The sequence below is a fragment of the Aquirufa antheringensis genome (assembly GCF_023921165.1).
In the GTDB taxonomy this organism is placed as follows: Bacteria; Bacteroidota; Bacteroidia; order Cytophagales; family Spirosomataceae; genus Aquirufa; species Aquirufa antheringensis.
The window spans coordinates 1,137,818-1,159,891 of record NZ_CP049835.1; the positions used below are offsets into that span (position 1 = coordinate 1,137,818).

Genomic DNA, 22,074 nt, shown 5'->3' on the forward strand with positions numbered 1-22,074 from the left:
ACCTATTTATCTGCTAAATTTACCTGATAATAATAAACAAGACTATGATAAAAGTACACGGATATGGCGCGGTAAATCCGCAGGCGCCGGTGGCACCGATTGAGTTTGAACGACGCGATGTGGGTCCCAAAGACGTAAAAATCGACATCCTCTATTGCGGGGTTTGTCATTCCGATATTCACATGGTGCGCTCTGAATGGGGTCCGTCTGTGTATCCCATTGTTCCGGGCCACGAAATTGTGGGTACGATCACGGAAGTGGGATCGGAAGTAACGAAGTTTAAAGTGGGCGATTTGGCCGGTGTGGGTGTTTTTGTGGACTCGTGCCGCGTTTGTCCTTCTTGCCAAAAAGGCCAGGAGCAATACTGCGACGAGGAGATGACGCCTACCTACAATGGCTATTACCGCGATGGGGTGACGCAAACTTTTGGCGGATATTCTTCTACCTATGTGATCGACGAAGCGTATACCTTGCATATTCCGTTTACCAAAGAGCTGGAGCGCGTCGCTCCCCTTCTTTGCGCCGGCATCACCACTTATTCGCCTTTGCGCTACGCTGGGGTGGGAAAGGGTCACAAAGTGGCAGTTTTAGGTTTAGGCGGTTTGGGCCACATGGCGGTGAAATTTGCCGCTTCTTTTGGCGCAGAGGTAACCATGTTGAGCACGTCACCATCGAAAGAGCAGGATGCCAAAGCCCTGGGCGCTCATCACTTTGCTTTGTCTACTGACCCTGAAACGATGGAATCTTTGAAAGGTTCATTTGACTTTATCTTGAACACGGTGGCGGCGTCACATGATTTGAACAAGTTTTTGGGCCTATTAAAGGTCGAAGGCAAGATGCTTTTAGTGGGAATTCCTCCAGAGGCGGCTCAAGTTTACGCGGCTACGTTGATTTCCAAAAGACGTTCCATCATCGGATCCATGATCGGTGGTATCGCCGAAACTCAAGAAATGCTCGACTACTGCGCGGAGCACAACATCCTTTCTGATGTCGAAATGATCAACATGAAAGACGTGAACGAGGCTTACGAGCGCGTGATCAAGTCTGATGTGAAGTACCGCTTTGTGATTGATATGAAGTCGCTGTAATCGCTGCGGAGCAGCGAAGTCATGACTATGTCGCTTAGTCGTCCTGGGGACCGAGTCATCGCTGCGCAATTTAGTCACGGCGAAGCCGTTTAGTCTTAAGTGGCGATTGGAGTGCGTATAGGCACTTTTAGTTGAAATAAATCGTAAAGTATAAAAGTCGATTTTCAGGTATTGACAAAACCTGTCAATACCTGAAAAGCCCTCTGAGTACCTCGAGGTTTATTTCACTAGATAGTGCCATTAGAGCCTGCAGACGAACATTCGCCCTCCGCCCTCCGGACTAAGCCGCGTAGCGGCGACTAAATCGCGCAGCGATGACTAAGCGGCAACGCCGCGACTGAGGCGCACAGCGCCGGGCCGACTAAATCGCGAAGCGATGACTTAACGACGCAGTCGTGACTAAATCGCGCAGCGATGACTAAGCGGCAACGCCGCGACTAAGCTGCGCAGCAGCGCTTAGCCGCGTGGTCTCGGCTTCATCTTTAAACTATCCGCCGGATAGCTAGCCTTCAACATCGCCATTTGAGACTTAGCCCAGTTGATGATTTTAGAGCGGTCTGCCTCTGATAATTTGGCATTACTATGTAGGCCAAAATACGTATAAGACGGCATGGGCATCTCGCCCTCTTCTACTTGTTCCACCACTTCCTCTAATTTGTGGTTTTGCACCGCGATAGGCATCTTTGTGAATGTCGCGAAATTCAAGTGTTTTTTACCATCATTCACGTGATGATCTAACCAAAATCCCACCGGCTGAACCGAACTGTACCAAGGATAGGTAGATTTATTCGAGTGGCAATCGTTGCAGGCATTTTCTAACAGGACCTTAACGTCTGCGGGAACCTCGTATTTTGTTTCCAAAGCGTAGGTGTTATCGTTCGAGAGATTTTTTTCTGTGGGAACGAATTGGATGGCGATTAATACGACGATTAAGCCGACGATGATTTTGTTTTTCATGATTAACAGGGTTTTATGTAGATGCAAGGTATTAATTTATTGTCTCGAATTCACCCTTTTCTAGGTTCTTGCGGACGTTATTCGTCGCAAAAATCTTGCCGTTCATCGAAATGTAGACGCCGGGGTCGAGGATTTGGAGGAATGCCAAAGCACTTCCTAGGTTAAACATCCCATCCGAGCTACCAAACTTGTAGGGAATCATGGCGCCGGTGAGGACGATGGTTTTTCCCAAATTCTGCGCAGCCAAATACTGCGCGGTTTGCACCATCGTATCGGTTCCATGCGTAATTAAAATGCGATCAGCAGCGGCAGAAGCGCAGGAAGACGAGATGAGTTGGCGATCGATATCGTTAAATTCTAAACTGTCTTTCATTAAAAGCGTATCGATATTCACCGAAAGTCTGCTGCGGCCCTTCTCCAGCATCTCTGGCAGATGCGTGTCTTTGAAAAACAGGGAGCCATTCAGCTCGTTGTATTCTTTGTCAAAAGTCCCACCGGTTACGAAGATTTGGATCATATATTAGTCGTTCAAAAATTCCTCGCTTACTTTAAAATAGTGCTTGTTCAAACGGTATACTTTTAGGCGGGAATCGGTGTCTGATTTTTTGAAAATAATGAAATTGACATCGACTTGAAGGATGGCTTTTAGCTTCAGATTTAATTGATTCAAAAGGTCATTTTTCAACCGAATATTGTGTGAAAAATGGACGCCTTTTTGCTCGACTAATTCGAGTAATTCGGAGTTAGGAACGTCGTCATTTTTCAATAAAAAGCGCAGCACTTTTAGCTCTGTTTCGTCAAAATTAATGGCCGCATTTCCTACATACAGCATTCCGTTTTTATCGGTAATGAGGGTCGGCTGTGCGGGTCTGTATTTACGCCAAATATAGGCGATTAAACCCAGCAAAATTAGACCTAAAACCAGGTTAAAATAGGAAGAGTAGGTGGACCAAAAATCAATTTTGATGAAGTCCTCTTTTGACTGTGATTTGCCTAAAAATTCCGCTAAGGATATGGAGACTAAATCGATGCCTTCAGAAGCGTGGTTATTGGCAAAAAAATAAATTCGTTCGTTCTCCACAAAGGGTTGCATTTTAGGCGATATTTTGGTCGATACAGCCTCATTAGAGAATATTTCGTAGAAATTATCATTGAAGTTTACGCGGATAATTCTACGTTCATCGGTGAAGGCAAAATAGTAGTTTTTGTACTGAAAATTTTGGGGATTATTTCCAAAAAACAGCGCCGTTTTACCTCTATTTTCCCAGGTTTTACTACGCAAATTAAAATGCCAAACGGTTTGATTTTTTTCAAACTTTAAATTATCGAAAGGATCAATTGACATGCCATTAAAATACGTAATTTCATCCCCATTTTTTTATTGATTTACATCGAATAATCCAGGCGGAATTTGATCCCCTTGGACGGGGGAATAGGCCTCCCATTCTTTGGAGTTTAAATCAAAATAAGTGAAGAAATTACGCGCTGACCAAAAGCCATATCCCCCAAACTTAAAGATGCGATTATCAAAGGTAAACGAAGCCGAATTAATCTGCATTTTATGCTCAAAGGATTGATCGATTCGAACCAGTTCATTTTGCCTTAATTCATACACCATCCCGCCTAAATTATCCGCCAAATAAATTTTGTTGTTCACCTTAAATAGGTTGTGAGACGCGGGGGTAAATTTTCTAGCAAAGGTCGTATCTGTAAACTTGAAAGGGATGGGAGCAGACGCCGTCATTTCGGGAATCTTGATCGTCCTATATTGTCCCTTTTCGATGATGTATATATAGGGTTTCTGGTAGCTTATCAGGGTTTCTCCCTCGTAGGCCAAACTGATTTCCTCGGATTTCCCCGGGAAATAAATGAATAGTATAAAAAGTATGAAAAGCGCTCTCATGTGGTTTAAAATTAAGCTAAATTTTTTAAAAACTGGCTAATTCTAAAATTTGCTCAAAATCTTGAAGGATTCGAGTTAGTCCAATTTTTTTTTGGACTAATTACTCAAATTGATCTCTAAAGATTGATTTCCCTTTGCCGTAACTTAGTGTTAATAATTGAATTTTTGAGTCATATCGTTGATATAACGTGTAGCTCAAACATACCTTCAAGGGGTTTAACTCCGTGTTCTAAATTTTATAAATATGTTTATTTTAAACAATTGGACAGGCTTTTTAAAGTCTTTTCATAAAGTTACCTTTTTTTTATTCTTGGTAGTTTTGTCTTTGACCGCTTTTAAATCTCAAGGTCAAGTAAGTTTAACTTTTTCAAACGGTTATCTTGGAGTGCAAAACTCGGCGGTTCAGAGTACAAGTAATATCAAAAACTTTGCTACTCTTGGAATTGCTAGGGTGAGTTTTGGACAGGCATATTCTGGTACCTTTGGAGGAACCCAAGGCAATGACTTGGCAGGTATAATTAAATTTTATTTGACTTCTGGCAGAGTTATCTCTCTGAGTGGAGCTTTAAACTGGAGAGAGACCGTAACTGGGAATGTGGTTGTATATGGCCTGATCATAGATGCTGGCCAAAATGCAACCATAACTTATGGTGCAAATCAAACCTACAATATTGTTGGAGGAAGCACTAGTGGTTCCAGTACGAGTATAGGTCTTAGATCTTACGCATCTACTTTAGCATTTACTGATGGAGAAAGCAGAAATGGAAATGCAGCCACTTCAGGAATTATTGTAGATTTTAATGCAGAATTAGCAAATACCCCACAGCCATCTTCAATTTCATTAACCAATGCTAATGTTATAGAAGGTCTAAATTTAGTCTTTACCGTAACATTAAGTACAGCTACAACAGCAGGACGTCCTCAAGTTTACACTTTCAATACGTCTGGAACTGCTATAAAAGGAGCGGATTATACTGCTTCTTATAGTTTTTCCAATGGCGTAGTAGATAACGGAGATGGTACCATCACGGTACCCGGTGGTGTGAGTAGTTTTACCATAACTGTAAATACTACAGATGATTTATTGGTTGAGAATATCGAAAATTTATTGGTATCAGTAGGTAGTAAAATTGGTTTAGGTTCAATTGTAGATAATGATGCCCCGACAGCACCTAATTGTGATGTGAACAACCCTTATGATAAAATCGTAAGTGGTTACCATCAGTCTATCGCTCAAAAAACGGATGCAAGTTTTTCTGTTTGGGGAGAGGATTTAGATAATTCGGGTGCTGGAAGTGTATTAAGACCATTAGATATTAATGTGACTAATTTCCCGAATTTACGAGGCACTCCTTTAAAAGCAGCGATTGGTGGACAAGGTGGTGGAGGTAAGGATCAAGCCATTTTGCTTACAACGGATGGATTATACGTTTGGGGAAGTGTTGGGTATGTTATAAATCTGGATTTAAAAGGTTCGTCAACTTTTGGCAAAATAGCAACTAACAACTTTACAGCAAATAATGTCAATACTGCGACAGGTCTGCCACTTGGTGTAAATCCGTATGATGTTAAAATGATGACCGCTACTTATGGTAATTTAATCATTTTAACCAATGCTGGGGAAGTATGGGTATTGGCTCAAAATGCTGGGTTTAATGCAACTGGAAATACTACTGTAAATCCCAAAACATGGTTGAAAGCTAAAATAAATGCTTCTACTGATTTAACTGGTGTAACAGCAGTAAGAGCTCAAGCAAGTAGTGGGACTTTGAACGCAGTCATCGCTTTAAAATCAGATGGTACAGTCTACACCTGGGGCTCTAGTACGTATTTAGGTGATGGATCAGCAGCAGCGGCAAGAAGTTATGCAACAAAAATGACATTGCCTGCAGAGTTCTCTATCACTAATATTCCCAAAATGATTGCGGTTACTGGTGGTATCAAAAATTCTACGTCCGTTAAAAATTCCTACTATATATTGAGTAACAGCGGAGCTTTATATAGTTTGGGTTATAACGCCCAGAAACAATTAGGAGATTTTACTACAACAGAAAGAACTTCATGGGTAAATGCTAAAATTAATTCAACTACGAATTTTAGTAATGTATCTTTTATTACCGCTCAAGAACATGATGCCTCATTTCCTGGTATTGCTGCAGTTACAAAATCGGGAGATTTATATACTTGGGGAGATAATGAAGGTTTGGCTTTAGGTCGTACAACAGATGGAACTACATATGATCCCGGAACGCCTTTAGGATTTACATCTGGTACGGATGTCGCTTTGTCTGCTGAATTAGGCGGGCATACTTTAGTATATTTAAAACAAGGAAGTGCGCAATTCTGCTATGTAGGGCATAAAACCTCTGGAAGTATGGGCGATGGTGTTTCTGCTAGCTCATTTATCAATACATTTAACTGTACAGGTACACCAAGTTTAGCTATTTGTGGATCTGTCCCAGTAGCAGCTTCTACAACGACATCAACCATCACAGCAAATCCAACAAGTATTGCTGCTGATGGTACGACTACTTCGGTAATTACAGTTCAATTAAAACAAGCGAACGGAACTAATTTAACTTCCACAGGCGGAACTGTTTTAATTACTACAAATAAAGGAAGCATCAGTAGTGTGACTGATAATAATGATGGGACTTATACCGCCATTTTAACTAGTTCAACATTCGTGGAAGCGGCCACATTGAATTATACATTAAATGGGACGAATGGTACCAATAATGCTTCTGTCAATTTCACAGCGGTAACTAATCCAGTATTGACTGCAACAGGGGCTTTAAAAACGTTCACATCCTGTTCAGGATGTACAGTGGCTCCACAAAGTTTTACCGTTTCGGGGGTAGATTTAGCGACTAATAATCTGGTAGTCACAGCTCCTATTGGATTCCAAGTGTCAACCAGTCCAACTAGTGGATTTGCAACAAGTATTAATATTGCTCCATCTTCAGGCACTGTAACAACTACTACCGTTTACGCAAAATTGACAAATAATGCAATATCGGTTACAAGTGATGTGATCTCAGTTGCTTCAACAGGGGCAGTAGCAAAAACAATTACGGTAACTACGAATACAGATAATGCATTGAATTTTGATGGTTCAAGCGATTATGCGAGTTTGCCTTCTGCTTTTGCATCAGCATACAACAATTCTGCTGTAACAATTGAAGCTTGGATTAAAACATCTGATTCGAAGGCTATCAATGAAATTATTGGATGGGGTAGTTCAACAGTAAATAGTAGTGTAGTTGAATTTAGAACCTCCTATGGAAAACTTCAATTTATTTTAAATGATGGCACTAAATTTTATGGATTAGAATGTACTACTCCTGTTAATACGGGAAAGTGGGTGCATGTCGCGGTGGTTAAATCTGGATCAAGTGCAGTATTGTACGTTAATGGCCAAGTTGCTAGCGTTACATCAAATGGTGATATTACTTCGAATCCTACTTTAGATAGATCAAATATTGGACTTTTAGCCTACAAGACCTCTAGCACTGCTTATGGTCCTATTGCCGGGTCATATTTCAATGGGGGCATCGATCAACTAAGGGTTTGGAATACAGCAAGAACTAGCTCTGATATAGCGGCAAATATGTTTGTCGAAATGTCAGGTAATGAAACGGGGTTAGTTGCTAATTATGATTTTAATCAAGGCGTTGCAAATGGAACAAATTCTATTACAACGGTAAATGATAATTCTTCTAATGCATACAATGGAACATTAACAAGTTTTGCACTAACAGGCACATCTTCGAATTTTGTGGCAGGTTTTATTCCTGAAATTTCTGCGGCGGGTAATGCAACCACACTTGCTACTGGAAATACTTTACAACTTTCAAATGGGCTTGTGGGAGGAGTTTGGGCTTCGTCTAATACTTCATTTGCTACGGTGAATAGTTCAACTGGTTTGGTCGCTGGTGTAGCCAATGGTTCAGTTAACATTACCTATACCATTTGTGATAAAACAGTTAGTTATGCGTTAACTATTGTTACGCCAACGATCACGACTAGCGGAACATTAAAAACGTTCACCTCTTGCTCTGGCTGCAGCATTACACCTCAAACATTCACTGTCTCAGGAACAAATTTAGGAGCGAACCTACTTGTAGCAGCACCTACAGGATTTGAAATTGCAACAGCATCTGGCGGAACTTACAGTTCAACTACATCATTAGTGCCAAGTTCCGGTTCTGTTGCATCTACTACCATTTATGCAAGATTAATTAACAACGCTTCCTCTGCAGTTGCAGGTAATTTCACGATTACATCCCCTGGTGCTACTACTAGAACTGTTGCTGCGACAGTAAATACGGATAATGCATTGATGTTAGATCATGCAGGATATGTGAACTTGGGAGATATTTTAGATAATACAAATTTAGCTAACACAACGGAAGCGTGGGTTTATTGGAAAGGTTCTACGGAAGCGTTCTCTGAAATCTTTACTAAAGATGTGGTACAAGCGATAGCTATAACAAACGGTAATAAGCTACACGCAAATTTTGGTAATGGATCAACTTGGTCTTTTGGGCTAAATTCTACCACTTCCGTTCCCTTAAATACATGGACACACGTGGCTGTTACTAGAAGTAGCACAGGGGTGGTAAAAATGTACATCAACGGTGTTTTAGACGCTTCTACTAACACCATGAATGTGACAGGAGATAATGCAGCCTTCAGAAGTATTGGTGGAAAGCGAGTAGGTACAGGTATGGAGGGTTTATTTACAGGAGCCATTGATAATTTAAAAGTTTGGAATACAGAAAGATCAGCGTCTGAAATTTCAAATGGGATGTTTACAGAGTTAAATGGAGATGAATCCAATCTTTTAGCTTACTACAATTTTAATCAAGGTATTGCTGGTGGTACAAATACAAGTATCACCACTTTAACTGATAGAGGACCTTCTGGATTCAATGGAACTTTAACGGCTATAGCTTTAACGGGGAACAATGCTAATTTCGTTACTGGACCCATACAAGAAATCACAGCTGCTGGAAATGCAACAACCGTTTTAGCTGGCGGAACTTTGGCATTATACAACGGTTTAACTGGTGGTGTGTGGTCAAGTTCAAATGACAATGTCGCAACCATTAATGCCTCTACGGGATTAATAACAGGAGTAGCTGGTGGTAATGCAACCTTCAGTTATACTATTTGTGGTAAAGTGGCTACTTATAGCGTAACTGTCTTAGTACCAACTATTACGACGGGGACTTTAAAAACATTCACGACTTGCTCTGGATGTTCGATTCCTCCTCAAACCTTTACCGTTGCAGGAACGAATCTAGGGGCAAGTGTGACGGTTACTGCACCTATTGGATTTGAAGTTTCAAATGCATCAGCTGGAACTTACAGCGCTACTTTGACCTTAGCACCTACATCTGGAACGTTAGCTACGACAAATGTGTATGCTAGATTAATTAATTCAGCGGCGTCTGCAACTAGCGGTAACTTTATTGTTGCCTCAACAGGGGCGGCTTCTAAAACAGTGACTGCTACGGTTAATACGGATAATGCTTTGAGTTTTGATGGAGTCAATGATTATGTTGATATTCCAGATAATGCTGCTTTAGACTTATTAACAGCGTTCACAATAGAGGCCTGGGTTAAACCTGCGAGTACTACTGGTGCTCAAGTAATCATTGGGAAAATACAAGATGTAAATACGGGTCAATCAGCTGATTTAGCTTATGCGTTAAGATATAATTCAGGAGTTTTAAGAGCTGAAATTGGAAATGGAATTACTGCACAAGCTATAACTACAAACAATTTAGTAATCAATAAATGGCAGCATATCGCAATGGTTTATGATGGCTCAAATAGTGGGAATTTGAGTTTGTATATTGATGGAGTGCAGCAAGGTAGTACGCTGGCAACAGGGTACAGCTCTTTAAAAAATGTATCTACCTCATTGAAATTAGGTTCTTATGGAACGTATTTCCCTCAATATTATAACGGTTTATTAGACAATGTGAAAATTTGGAACGTTACTAAAACGCAATCCGAGATTACGTCAAGTATGCATACCGAACTAAATGGTGATGAAACAGGTTTAGTCGCCTATTATAATTTCAATCAAGGAATTGCTGGGGGATCAAATACCTCGATCACAACTTTAAATGGTAGAACGGCCACACCTTATAACGGTACGTTAACTAATTTCGCAAAAACGGGTTCAACGTCTAATTTCGTTGCGGGTACAATTCCTGAAATTGCAGGTGCATCTATCCTAAACAAAGGTTTGACCACTACATATACGAATGGATTAACGGGTGGAACTTGGGCTTCTGCAGCAACGAATATTGCAACGGTTAATGCTACTACTGGTGTGGTAACGGGGGTGAATCCTGGAACAAGCACTATTACCTATACTATTTGTGAAAAGACGGTTTCCAAAGTAGTCACCGTGGTTGTACCCACCATCACAAAAACGGGAACTTTAAATACATTCACTACGTGTTTAGGAACGGCTTCTGACGCCCAGACCTTTACCGTAAGTGCGCAATATTTAACCGCTAATTTAGTATTAACTGCGCCTGTGGGCTATGAATTAGCCACAAGTTCAGCAGGTACCTACACGACTACGTTGAGCATTGCCCCTTCGTCAGGATCTGTGAGTGCAAGACTAATTTATGTGCGTTTAAGTACTTCGGCCGTCAATGGTCAATCAGGAAATATTGCGATCACATCGACTGATGCTGTGACTCAAAATATGGCTACAGGAAATGCTTCAGTGACAAGAACAGTCGTTGCTTCCGTATCCATTAGTTCAAATGCTACCAATAACAGTGTTTGTTCAGGCACGAATGTGGTATTTACCGCCACGCCTACAAATGGAGGAAGCACTCCTACGTACCAATGGAAATTAAATGGTAACAATATATCGGGGGCGAATAGCGCTACCTATTCAACGACTTCATTAGCTAATAATGACGTAATAACGGTGGTGATGACTTCTAGTCTAGCTTCTTGTGTCACGGGAACACCTGCCACGTCAAACGCTATTACAACCACAGTATCATCAATCCCTGCGACTCCGGGTTCTATTTCAGGACAGTCTGTTATCTGTATGAATTCGAATCAGGTGTATAGTATTGCCGCTGTACCGGGTGCTACATCCTATACCTGGGTGGTAGATGGTAATTTGACCGCTACGCCTTCCACAACTAATGTGATTAATATTACTGCTGCTAATAGCGCTGGATCTGGTACAATTAAAGTCTTGGCCAATAATGCTTGTGGAAGTTCTGTATTTAGTACGGTGTTAAGTGTAACAATTAGTAGTCAGCCAGCACCTACAGCTAGCTTCACTCTATCGGCGAACACCGTGTGTTTAACAAATGGTGTTGTGACTTTCACAAATGCAAGTACGCCAAATGCTACGACGAACTCTCCGATTGGAACGTATTCGTGGACCTTTGGAGATGGTGCGACCGCTTTCACCGCCAATGCAAGTAATACCTATACAACAGCGGGTACTTTTGATCCTATTTTAACCATTACGGATGGCAACCAATGTACATCTTCTTTCTCTAGTAGAATAACGATTGATCCAGTTAGCGTGGCGGGAACAGCTTCTGTAGCTAATTCAACTGTTTGTGAGGGATCGAGTACCGTTTTAACTTTGGCAGGTCATACAGGATCTATTCAATGGCAGCAATCTACAGATGGTGTCAACTTTACAAATATCAGTGGAGCTAATGCTTCATCTTTAAATACAGGTAATTTAACTATTACTACCTATTATCAAGCAGTCGTAACAAGTGGTACTTGTAGCGCTGCTACGAGTGGTGTTATAACAGTAACAGTGAGTCCAACACCTGTAATTACTTTAGGACAACTTGCGAATCTGTATACCACTGCAACAAGTTTTGATTTAACTTATAGCAACGCGGTGGGGACTCCTGATGAGTACAGCATAACAGCTGTGGGACCCAATGCGATGCCAAATTTTGTGGCTATCTCAAATTACGGATTGCCAGTAAGTCCCATCACGGTATCCATTCCTGCTTCAAGTCCAGGGATTTATAATTTTAATTTACTTGTAAAAAATGGTTCTTTAGGTTGTGTATCCTCAGTTATACCCTTTACCCAAACAATTAACAGTCAAAGTTCCACAATCACGGTAACGGGCCTTACTTCTTACACGTACAATGGCTCTACACAAGGCCCAGCTACGAATACAAAAACTGGATCTACGGGTGCGGTTACGTATAGTTATGCTGGGACAGGATCAACAACCTATGGTCCAAGTGCCACCTTACCGACAGGTGTAGGAACGTACGAGGTTATCGCCACACTTGCTGCTGATGCAAATTATAATGGTGCAACATCTGCTCCTTATGCCTTTACGATTAATACGGCAAGCTCCACTATTACCGTAACAGGTCTAACTACCTACACATATAATGGTTCTGGCCAAGGCCCTATAACGAATACAAAAACTGGATCTACGGGTGCGGTTACGTATAGTTATGCTGGGACAGGATCAACTACGTATGGTCCAAGTGCCACCTTACCGACAGGTGTAGGAACGTACGAGGTTATCGCCACACTTGCTGCTGACGCTAATTATAGTGGTGCAACATCTGCTCCTTATGCCTTTACGATTAATACGGCAAGTTCCACAATCTCGGTAACGGGCCTTACTTCCTACACGTACAATGGCTCTACACAAGGCCCAGCAACGAATACAAAAACGGGATCTACGGGTGCGGTTACGTATAGTTATGTTGGGACAGGATCTACAACCTATGGCCCAAGCGCAACTAAACCAACAGGCGCAGGAACGTATGAGGTTATCGCCACACTTGCTGCTGACGCTAATTATAGTGGTGCAACATCTGCTCCTTATGCCTTTACGATTAATACGGCAAGTTCCACAATCACGGTAACGGGCCTTACTTCTTACACGTACAATGGCTCTACACAAGGCCCTATAACGAATACAAAAACTGGATCTACGGGTGCGGTTACGTATAGTTATGTTGGGACAGGATCTACAACCTATGGCCCAAGCGCAACTAAACCAACAGGCGCAGGAACGTATGAGGTTATCGCCACACTTGCTGCTGACGCTAATTATAGTGGTGCAACATCTGTTCCTTATGCCTTTACGATTACAGGAGCGAATAATCCAGACACAGACGGTGATGGAGTCACCGATGCACAAGAGGCAATCGATGGTACAGATCCTAACGACGTTTGCTCTTACCAGGTAGCTAGCCAAACGTTGACGCCTACTTCTGCATGGTCAACGGCGGATTGCGACGGAGACGGTACGCCTAACGGAACAGACACAGATCCTAACGATCCTTGTGTTCATTTAGCAGGCGCAACTCCAGTAACCACCAATGCGATCTGGCGTGCGGCGGATTGCGATGGTGACGGTGTGACCAATGGAAAAGAAACGGATGACGGAACGGATCCGAATGAGGGATGTTCTTATGTAGTCACGAGCAGAACCTTAACGCCTAGCACGGCTTGGGGAACGCTAGACTGTGATGCGGATGGAAATTCGAATGCAACGGATCCAAATATCGATGCGCCAGTGGCCTCTAATGATTTGGTTAACTTACCAAGTTCGGGTGCTTTAACGGTTAACATTTTAACGAATGATGATTTCTTGCCAGGTGCAAATACAGAAATTTCGAGACAATTGCCTCCAAATGACGGTACGGCCAAAGGAACCGTCACCTTTAATCCGTTTACGGGCGAGATGACGTATAAGCGCGCTCCATTTGAGACCGGCCTAGTAACGATGGGTTACAAGGTAACTAATAAGGCGGTATCGCCACCGGTTTCTGCGTTAGCTTTTGTGACGATTTTGGCTTGTGACTTACAGGATCCATTATCCGATTGCGACGGTGACGGAGAGCCGAATGGAACGGATTTGGCCCCTACAGATCCTTGCGTTTACGAACCTACGCGTCAAGTGAAAGCGAACGTATCGGATGACTGGAAAGCCCTGGATTGTGACGGCGACGGCGTTTTAAATGGAACGGAATTAGCAGATGGCACTTCGCCTTCCGATGCTTGTTCATTTAAAGCGGGAAGTATTACCATGGCTCCTAGCGCGGCTTGGTTACTATTAGACTGTGACGCAGATGGCGTGACGAATCAGGTAGAAGGAACGCAGGATTTAGATGGAGATGGAATTCCAAATTGCTTGGATACGGATTCAGATGGGGACAGCATCTCGGATAAATTAGAGACGATAGTGGATACGGATAGAGATGGTAAGCCGGATTATTTAGACTTAGATTCTGATAACGATGGTATCCTCGATTCCGTTGAAAACAAGGTGTGTACGGGCACCGGAATTCTGTGTGATACGGATGCAGATGGTACCCCTAACTTCCGAGATTTGGATTCTGATTCAGACCAAATCAAAGACGTAATCGAAGCGAGTGGTTCGGATTATAACCAAGATGGTATCGCGGATGGAAACATCGACGAGAAAGGAATTCCGTCCTCTGCGAATAAAGGTTTAACGCCGCCGGATACGGATCGCGATGGAAAATTAGATCCATACGATGTGGACTCAGATGGGGATGGTATCCTAGATTTCGATGAAGAATTTAATGAGGATGCGGACTTCGCTGATTGTGATAAGGATGGGATTGTGAATCGATTAGATCCGGATGAGTGTGAGATTTTTGCACCTCAGGGGATTTCTCCAAACGGTGATGGCAAAAATGATCGCTTAGTCTTCAAAGGATTATTCTTGCGGAAGATTCCAAACCACCTTTCTATATTCAACCGTTGGGGAACGCTTGTCTTCGAGATGGAGAGTTATGATAATAGCTTTACGGGCACCGTATTGCCAGATGGAACGTATTATTATGTGCTTGATTTCTTTGGCAAAAAACCTACTATCAGTAATTATTTATCAGTAGATCGCACGATTAAATAGACATGAAAAAGATGAGATTTATACTTATGGCCGGCTTACTATTAGGCGCCTATATAACACAAGCGCAAATCGAAACGATGTATTCGATGTATCGATTAAACCCTGTTATTTCTTCTCCTGCTTTTGCTGGGGAAGTGGCTCAGCAAGGGGAAGTTACTGCCATGAATCGCCAGCAATGGATCGGTATTCAAGGGGCTCCACGTACAATGGCATTTACGGGTAATTTTAAATGGAAAGCCAAGACTGGCCTGAGTTTTTTAGCCATGTCAGATATTGCTGGACCTATGAAAATTTCTACTGTTGCAGGAGACTTTGCTTATCAGGTAAAATTAAATGATGCATGGAAAATTTCAGGAGGGGTTCGTTTAGGAGCCTCTACATTGAGTCTTGATTATGATGGAATTCAGGTAGTTGATCCTTCAGATCCTGTTTTTGCTGGAGATCGTTCTACTGGTATTAAATTTAATACAGGTTGGGGCGTTCGTTTGGGTAACGCGAAAGGCTTTTTTGTGAGTATTTCACAACCTAGAGTAATTGGATATGATTTTGGAAATGTGAATGGGGGATATAAAGATATAACCTATCATTATGTTAACGCAGGAACTACTTTCCGTTTTTCGAATACTTTCGCCTTGCAACCGTCTTTTATGGCGCGCGTGGCAAATGAGGTTCCAGTAAGCTGGGATGTGAATATGAACACTTTGATTGGTAATGCCTTTGAGGCAGGGATTTCTTACAGACACAAAGATAGTTTTGGGGCACGTTTTGGTGTTCAGGCTAGTCCTAAAATCTACCTAGGATACATTTATGAAATGCCGATTTCTGCATTGAGTAAAGTGACTGGTCAGACGCATGAAATTGCTGTTCGTTTGACGATTTTCAAGAAGGAGGCCAAAACTGAAAAAGAATAATATTATGAAGAAATATCTAGTTATAGCATTAATGTTGTGCCTGTGGAATGTCGCCGCAGCGCAAGATAGTACTCAAACAAAATCACCCAAACGCCAGAGCTTTGCCTTGCTTTTTGGTACGTCTAATATGTGGTATCAAAACTACATGACTCGACGAGATTATTTACAGAACTATACCGATTTTGGGATTCAATATGCAATAGAGGTTAAGCCGAATGTGGATTTATACGCAACGTTACTTTACGGAGTTAAAAATCCAAAAGATGTAGCATCAGCGGGCCTAGGTCTTCGCTACTATTTATTGGATCGTGAGACACACAAAAAGTTTAGACCTTTTGCGAATTTTAGTGGTGAAGTGGTAGCAGATAACTCTACTCGTTCCACTTATAGTGATGTGGATTTGACAGGTTCCATTGGAGCCGGTTTTGATTTTAAGATTGCTGGGTCTTTGTATGGTAGGGCAATGGCCAATATTGGATTCCCGTTTTTCCAGATAGGCAAAGTTGATTTTACAGATGGTCGTGGAACTTATGCACATTATACCGGTGGTTTAGTGTACGAGTGGGGCAATAAACTGGTTCCTGCACCAGCTAAAATTACCGAGCCAGTTGCTATCGATACTGACGGCGATGGTATAGTAGACAAGGAAGATAAGTGTCCTACAGTGAAAGGCGTTCAATCAAATAACGGTTGTCCGTTAGACTCAGATGGTGACGGTATAATAGATGCGGAAGATAAATGTCCTGCAGTAGCAGGTGTTCGGGCTAATGCTGGTTGCCCAGCGGATGCAGATGGTGATGGTATCATCGATGCGGAAGATCGTTGCCCTACGCTAGCAGGTGTCCGCGAAAATGCAGGTTGCCCAGCAGATGCGGATGGTGATGGAATTTATGACAGCGAAGATGCGTGTCCTTCCGTAGCCGGAATTGCCTCCTTAAAAGGCTGTCCTGCGCCTAAAGATGCGGATGGTGACGGTGTAATTGACGCAGATGATCTAATGCCAAACGTGGCCGGTTTAGCGGCTCTTCAAGGGGTTCCAGAGAACTTGGTGATCTACTTTAATACAGATCGATTTAGCCTAACAGCGGAGTCTATAAGCACCTTAGATATCGCGTTGACCTTGTTAAAAGCTCAGCCTAGTCTAAAGCTGAAAGTGACGGGTCACACGGATTCTCGCCAAACCGTACAATACAACGTCGAACTTTCGAAGAACCGTGTTCTTGAGTCACGCAACTACCTGATGAAAAATGGGGTGAAGAAGAAGCGAATGAAATTGGCTTGGTTCTCAGAGTTAGTGCCAGCTGCACCGAACACGACGGTGGATGGCATGAAGCTGAATCGAAGAGTGGAAGTACAGATCGTAAAATAGAAAGAGGAGGCTTCTGAAAAGAGGCCTCTTTTTCTAATTAAATTTAAAACAGAGTATTATGATGAAAAAAGAATTTCTTTCAAAAATGACTTCAAGACTTATATCTGTCTTTACAATCCTATTTCATTTATTATTATTAGTTAATATTCATTCCCATGCTCAGGTAATAGTGGGTACAGGGGCTTGCGCTCAGACTGTAAATACGAGCAATGGAGTAACTGTAACGCAGTCTGGAGGAAGTTGTATTGTAAAATTTACGGGAATCGGTTCTGATCATATTTGGACTATTCCATCTTCTGGATTGCAAAACGTGTCCTTTTCCATTAAAGGTGCCGGAGGAGGCTCCTATTCTACTTCTGCTAGTTCTGTTTATCTAAAAGGAGCAGTATTTACTGGAAATATTACTCAATTGGTAGCATCAGATGCTTATACGATCCAAGTAGGTCTTACTAACACATTAGGCAATCAACCATATGCACCAGGTGGTTGGCCTAATGGAGGGCAGGGTGGAAGTAATGGGGCTAGAGGGGGAGGAGGAGCAACTCGGTTCTATGATTCTTCCAATAATTTAATTTTAGTAGCCGGAGCTGGAGGCGGCAATGGCACTGATAGTGATCCTGATGGGTCTACACAGGGGTTTGATGCGAATGGTGCAACTGGTGGGGCAGGTGGAATCGGTACAGAAAAAGCTGGATATGCGGGTTCAAATGCTACAACAGGGACTGGCGGTAATGGCCCCTACAGGCAGCTTGGAGGAGGAGGAGGAGGTTATGCCGGAGGGGGTACCGGAGGTAAAGATACACCTTATGGCTCTAGTAATCTAGGTGGGAATGGAGGGCGAGGTTCTTCTTATTTTGATCAATCTCTTGTGACCCTTTCAAATCCTTCAACGTTTAATTTAGGAAATACTAACTCAACCTATGGATTTTATTCAAACAATCCGACTTTAAATGGTGAGATAACTTTTACATTTCCCGTAATAACAATAACAACCATTGGTACGTTATCTCCTTTTACAAAATGTTCTAGTGCCGTTTCAAATGCACAATCTATAGCAGTAAACGGCTCTTTATTAACATCAGATATTTCAATTGCTCCATTAACAGGTTTTGAATATTCGTTAGATGGTTCGACTTATTCATCTAGTCTAAGTTTAGCTCAATCAAGTGGTACAGTAAGTTCTACAGTTTATATTAGGATGAAAGCTGATGCAACAGGAAGTCCAGCTGGAAATATAGTTTTGAGTTCCACTAATGCGGCATCAGTAAATATTGCAGCCTCAGGAACGGTTTATGCTCCACCAGCTATCACCACTCAACCAACAAGCCCATCAAACGTTTGTTTAAATGGGACTGCTTCAATCGCAAGTCTTACTGCATCCGGACTAAATTTAGGGTATCAATGGTACAGTAATACAACGAATTCGACGGTAGGCTCTACGGCGATTTCGGGCGCGATAAGTACTACTTATACGATCCCTACCTCTACGGCTGGTACTACCTATTATTATGCGGTTGTTACGGGACAATGTGGTACTGCTGTCACAAGTTCAATTATTTCTCAGACGATAGATACATCTATTTTCACCACAGATGTCTCCTCGGCCGATCAAACGTATACTATTGGTTCCACTGCCACTGCACTAACGGTAAATTCGCCTGGAGCGACCTCGTATCAGTGGTATTCCACTCCTTCTAATCCTTCTTTACTAAATGGATTTACTAGTACTGCTGGATTTACTTCGAGTACTGGGTCTTTCCAAACATTTGCTTTGTATTCTGGAGGTAATCCTGCAATTACGGGTGGTGTTTTGACTTTTGCTTATGTGGATGGGTCGAATGTTTACAGAGATTTTGCGCTTGATCCTACAGCCACTACCGTTACATTTAGTACGCAGTATGCAGAGACAGATCCTAACAATAATAGGGCTGGAGATGTTGGAAAAATTCAATTGATTTTCTACAACGCAAGCAATGTACAAGTTGGACAAACGGTAGAATCTCCACAATTTACAGGGACACTCACTTTTCAAAATGTAAGTTTGTCTAACGTGGCTATTCCATCAGGCGCCACAAAAGTACGCGCCGTGTTCTATCAAGTAAGTGAAACAGAATATTGGGCAGGTAATTATGGTATTGCGTTCAAAAATCCTGTAGTTTCTACCAATGTTGCTTTATCTGGCACGGCAATATCGGGGGCAAATTCCGCTACTTATATGCCATCTACCAGTTCGGTTAGCTCACTATATTTTTATGCGGAAGCATCAGGCGGTTGTTCGCCAGTTACTAGTTCCATTTCTGGTCTGATTTCTGTAGTTAAGCCAAACCCTGTGATTACGGCAATGCCTGCTGTTAGTAAAGTTTTTGGTGCTCCGGCATTTACTTTAACAGATCCAGCTTCTACAAGTACGGGTGCATTTATGTACACTTCTAGTAACACAGCTGTTGCTACGATTACAGGTAATGAGGTAACTATTGTAGGTGCAGGAACGGCTGTTATTTCAGCGAATCAGACAGCTACGGCTGCTTATAGTTCGGGTTCCGTTACGTTCAATTTAACAGTGACTAAGGCGAGCAGAACCTTGACTGGTTTCAGCGCTAGTATTGATAAAGTATATGGTTCATCAGCCTTTGTGTTACCTACAGTTACTCGCTCTGCTGGTACAGGTAGTATTACTTATTCTTCTAGTAACACATCTGTAGCAACTGTAAATGGAGCAACTGTAACTATCAACGGTGTGGGAACAGCAACGATAAATGCGAATATTGCGGCCGATGCTAATTATGGTAGTGCCACTACTTCAACGCTATTAACCGTAAGCAAAGCCCCTAGGACAATTAGTGGATTAGCTACTACGATCACAAAAACAGTAGGCGATCCGAGTTTTGACTTAAGTACTACGCTTTCTGCAGGGACTGGCACAATTACGTATGCATCTAGCAATACGTCAGTGGCTACTGTTTCTGGTAACACGATTTCTATCGTGGGTGCGGGTACAGCAACGATAACAGCTAGCGTCGCTTCTAATGCAAATTACCAAGCAGCTACTGCTTATTTAGCTCTGACTGTTGAAGTAGGTGATACTGACGGAGATGGTGTGTCAGATTCGCAAGAGCTGATCGATGGCACGGATCCTAATTCATCGACAAGTTTTAAGGATACGGATGGTGATGGTGTGCCTGATGTCGTGGAAGTAATTGATGGTACGAATCCTGCTCTCAATGGAGATGCAAAAGATACCGATGGGGATGGTGTCCCAGATTATGTCGAGGTGAAACAAGCTACCTCTCCTACGAATCCAACAGATACTAAAGATACCGACGGTGATGGTGTACCGGATTATATCGAGGTACAACAAGGTACTTCGCCAACGACTGCTGCAGATACAAAAGATACGGATGGTGACGGCGTATCAGATTACATCGAGCGATTGCAAGGGACAAATCCGAATGCAACTGGCGACGTCGTGATAGACACGGATGGTGATGGTGTGCCTGATTATATTGAAGTCCAGCAAGGTACCTCGCCCATTTCCACTAATGACGCAAAGGATACAGATGGAGATGGCGTACCAGATTATATCGAGATGAAACAGGGCACAAATGTGAATGCTCCTGGAGATAATGTTAAAGACACCGATGGTGACGGGGTTCCAGATTACATTGAAGTTCAACAAGGGACCTCTCCTACCACAGCCACGGATGCGAAGGATACGGATGGTGATGGCATTCCAGATTACATTGAGGTGAAACAAGGAACTAACCCAGCGGTAGCCGGTGATGCTAAAGACACGGATGGTGATGGCATACCTGATTTCATCGAGGTGTTACAAGGAACAAATCCTGCACAAGCTGGCGATCAACTGAAAGATACCGATGGTGATGGAGTTCCCGATTACATTGAAGTTCAACAAGGCACTTCACCTACGACAGCTACGGATGCGAAGGATTCAGATGGTGATGGTGTACCTGATTACATTGAGGTGAAACAAGGAACTTCTCCTACGCTAGCCACAGATGCGAAAGACTCTGATGGTGATGGAGTACCGGATTTCATTGAACTACAACAAGGAACATCACCTACGACGGCAAACGATGCGAAGGATTCGGATGGTGATGGCGTACCAGATTACATCGAGGTAAAACAAGGAACAAATCCGACTGTTGCTTACGATGGTAAGGATACGGATGGTGATGGCATTCCTGATTATGTGGAAATTGCTGCGGGTCTAGATCCAAACGATGCGACTTCTGCAGTTGATTCAGACGGTGATGGTGTTCCAGATTATGTAGAGATCAAAGAAGGGACTAACCCGAACGATGCAAAATCGGTGAAAGATACTGACGGCGACGGCGTGCCTGATTACATCGAAGTTTACCAAGGAACGAACCCTAACAGCGCGTCAAGCTTTGCTGATGCGGATGGCGATGGAATCTCCGATGTGGAAGAGGGTTATAGTCGAATCAAAGGAGCGAACATTCCTGATCTAGATGGTGATGGTATTCCAGATTACCGCGACACGGATTGTGACGGTGATGGCATTCTAGATGTGAATGAGGACAACCTGAACTTAGGGGCATTACCGGATTGCGATAACGATGGTATTCCAAATCGTTTGGACAAAGATGTTTGCGTGACCTTTACTCCACAAGGTATTTCACCGAATGGCGATGGCGAAAATGATGTCTTGTTAGTGCCGGGTGTTATGTCAACTCAGCCCAATAAGTTAACGGTTTACAACCGAAGCGGCATGGTGGTTTATGAGCAATCGAATTACCAAAACGATTGGGCAGGAACTACTAACAGCGGAGACTTATTGCCGGATGGAGTGTACTATTATGTAGTGGACTTCTTTGGAGTAAAACCTACGGTTAACACGTTTATTTACATTAGCCGTTTAGCACAATAAA

Annotated in this window: 9 protein-coding genes; 5 read left to right on the forward strand and 4 right to left on the reverse strand. The window is 42.6% G+C overall.

Features of this window, described 5'->3' with window-relative positions:
* The first annotated feature begins 44 nt into the window (after positions 1–44).
* Positions 45–1,088, forward strand: coding sequence for an NAD(P)-dependent alcohol dehydrogenase (locus G9X63_RS05290; RefSeq protein WP_252624777.1), 1,044 nt, complete (start codon positions 45–47; stop codon positions 1,086–1,088).
* 456 nt (positions 1,089–1,544) lie between these two features.
* Here G9X63_RS05290 and G9X63_RS05295 read toward each other — a convergent pair whose 3' ends face one another.
* Genes G9X63_RS05295 through G9X63_RS05310 form a run of 4 tightly spaced genes read right to left on the reverse strand, consistent with a single transcriptional unit; the run spans position 1,545 to position 3,948 of the window.
* Complete coding sequence (locus G9X63_RS05295) at positions 1,545–2,045, reverse strand: heme-binding domain-containing protein (protein WP_252624779.1); 501 nt, start codon at positions 2,043–2,045, stop codon at positions 1,545–1,547.
* Positions 2,046–2,076: 31 nt separating this feature from the next.
* Positions 2,077–2,562 (reverse strand): asparaginase domain-containing protein, encoded by a 486-nt coding sequence (locus G9X63_RS05300; RefSeq protein ID WP_130895604.1) that lies wholly within the window; start codon positions 2,560–2,562, stop codon positions 2,077–2,079.
* Between the two features lie 3 nt (positions 2,563–2,565).
* Positions 2,566–3,390, reverse strand: a complete 825-nt coding sequence (locus tag G9X63_RS05305) for a hypothetical protein (protein ID WP_252624781.1) — start codon at positions 3,388–3,390, stop codon at positions 2,566–2,568.
* A gap of 33 nt (positions 3,391–3,423) precedes the next feature.
* Positions 3,424–3,948, reverse strand: a complete 525-nt coding sequence (locus G9X63_RS05310; protein ID WP_252624782.1) for a hypothetical protein — start codon at positions 3,946–3,948, stop codon at positions 3,424–3,426.
* Positions 3,949–4,477: 529 nt separating this feature from the next.
* On the opposite strand from G9X63_RS05310, the gene G9X63_RS05315 reads away from it, so the two are divergent.
* From G9X63_RS05315 to G9X63_RS05330, 4 genes are read left to right on the forward strand one after another with little or no spacing between them, the layout of a single operon-like run.
* Positions 4,478–14,884: a LamG-like jellyroll fold domain-containing protein gene (locus G9X63_RS05315; protein ID WP_252624784.1), complete on the forward strand. Its 10,407-nt coding sequence runs from the start codon at positions 4,478–4,480 to the stop codon at positions 14,882–14,884.
* An 11-nt stretch (positions 14,885–14,895) separates the two neighbouring features.
* Positions 14,896–15,795, forward strand: coding sequence for a PorP/SprF family type IX secretion system membrane protein (locus G9X63_RS05320; protein WP_252624786.1), 900 nt, complete (start codon positions 14,896–14,898; stop codon positions 15,793–15,795).
* A 4-nt stretch (positions 15,796–15,799) separates the two neighbouring features.
* Positions 15,800–17,164 carry an OmpA family protein gene (locus G9X63_RS05325; RefSeq protein WP_252624788.1) on the forward strand — a complete coding sequence of 455 codons (1,365 nt, stop codon included), beginning with the start codon at positions 15,800–15,802 and terminating at the stop codon, positions 17,162–17,164.
* Positions 17,165–17,222: 58 nt separating this feature from the next.
* A complete protein-coding gene (locus G9X63_RS05330) occupies positions 17,223–22,073 on the forward strand; it encodes a T9SS type B sorting domain-containing protein (protein ID WP_252624790.1) in 4,851 nt (1,616 codons plus the stop codon).
* The last annotated feature ends 1 nt before the right edge of the window (position 22,074 follow it).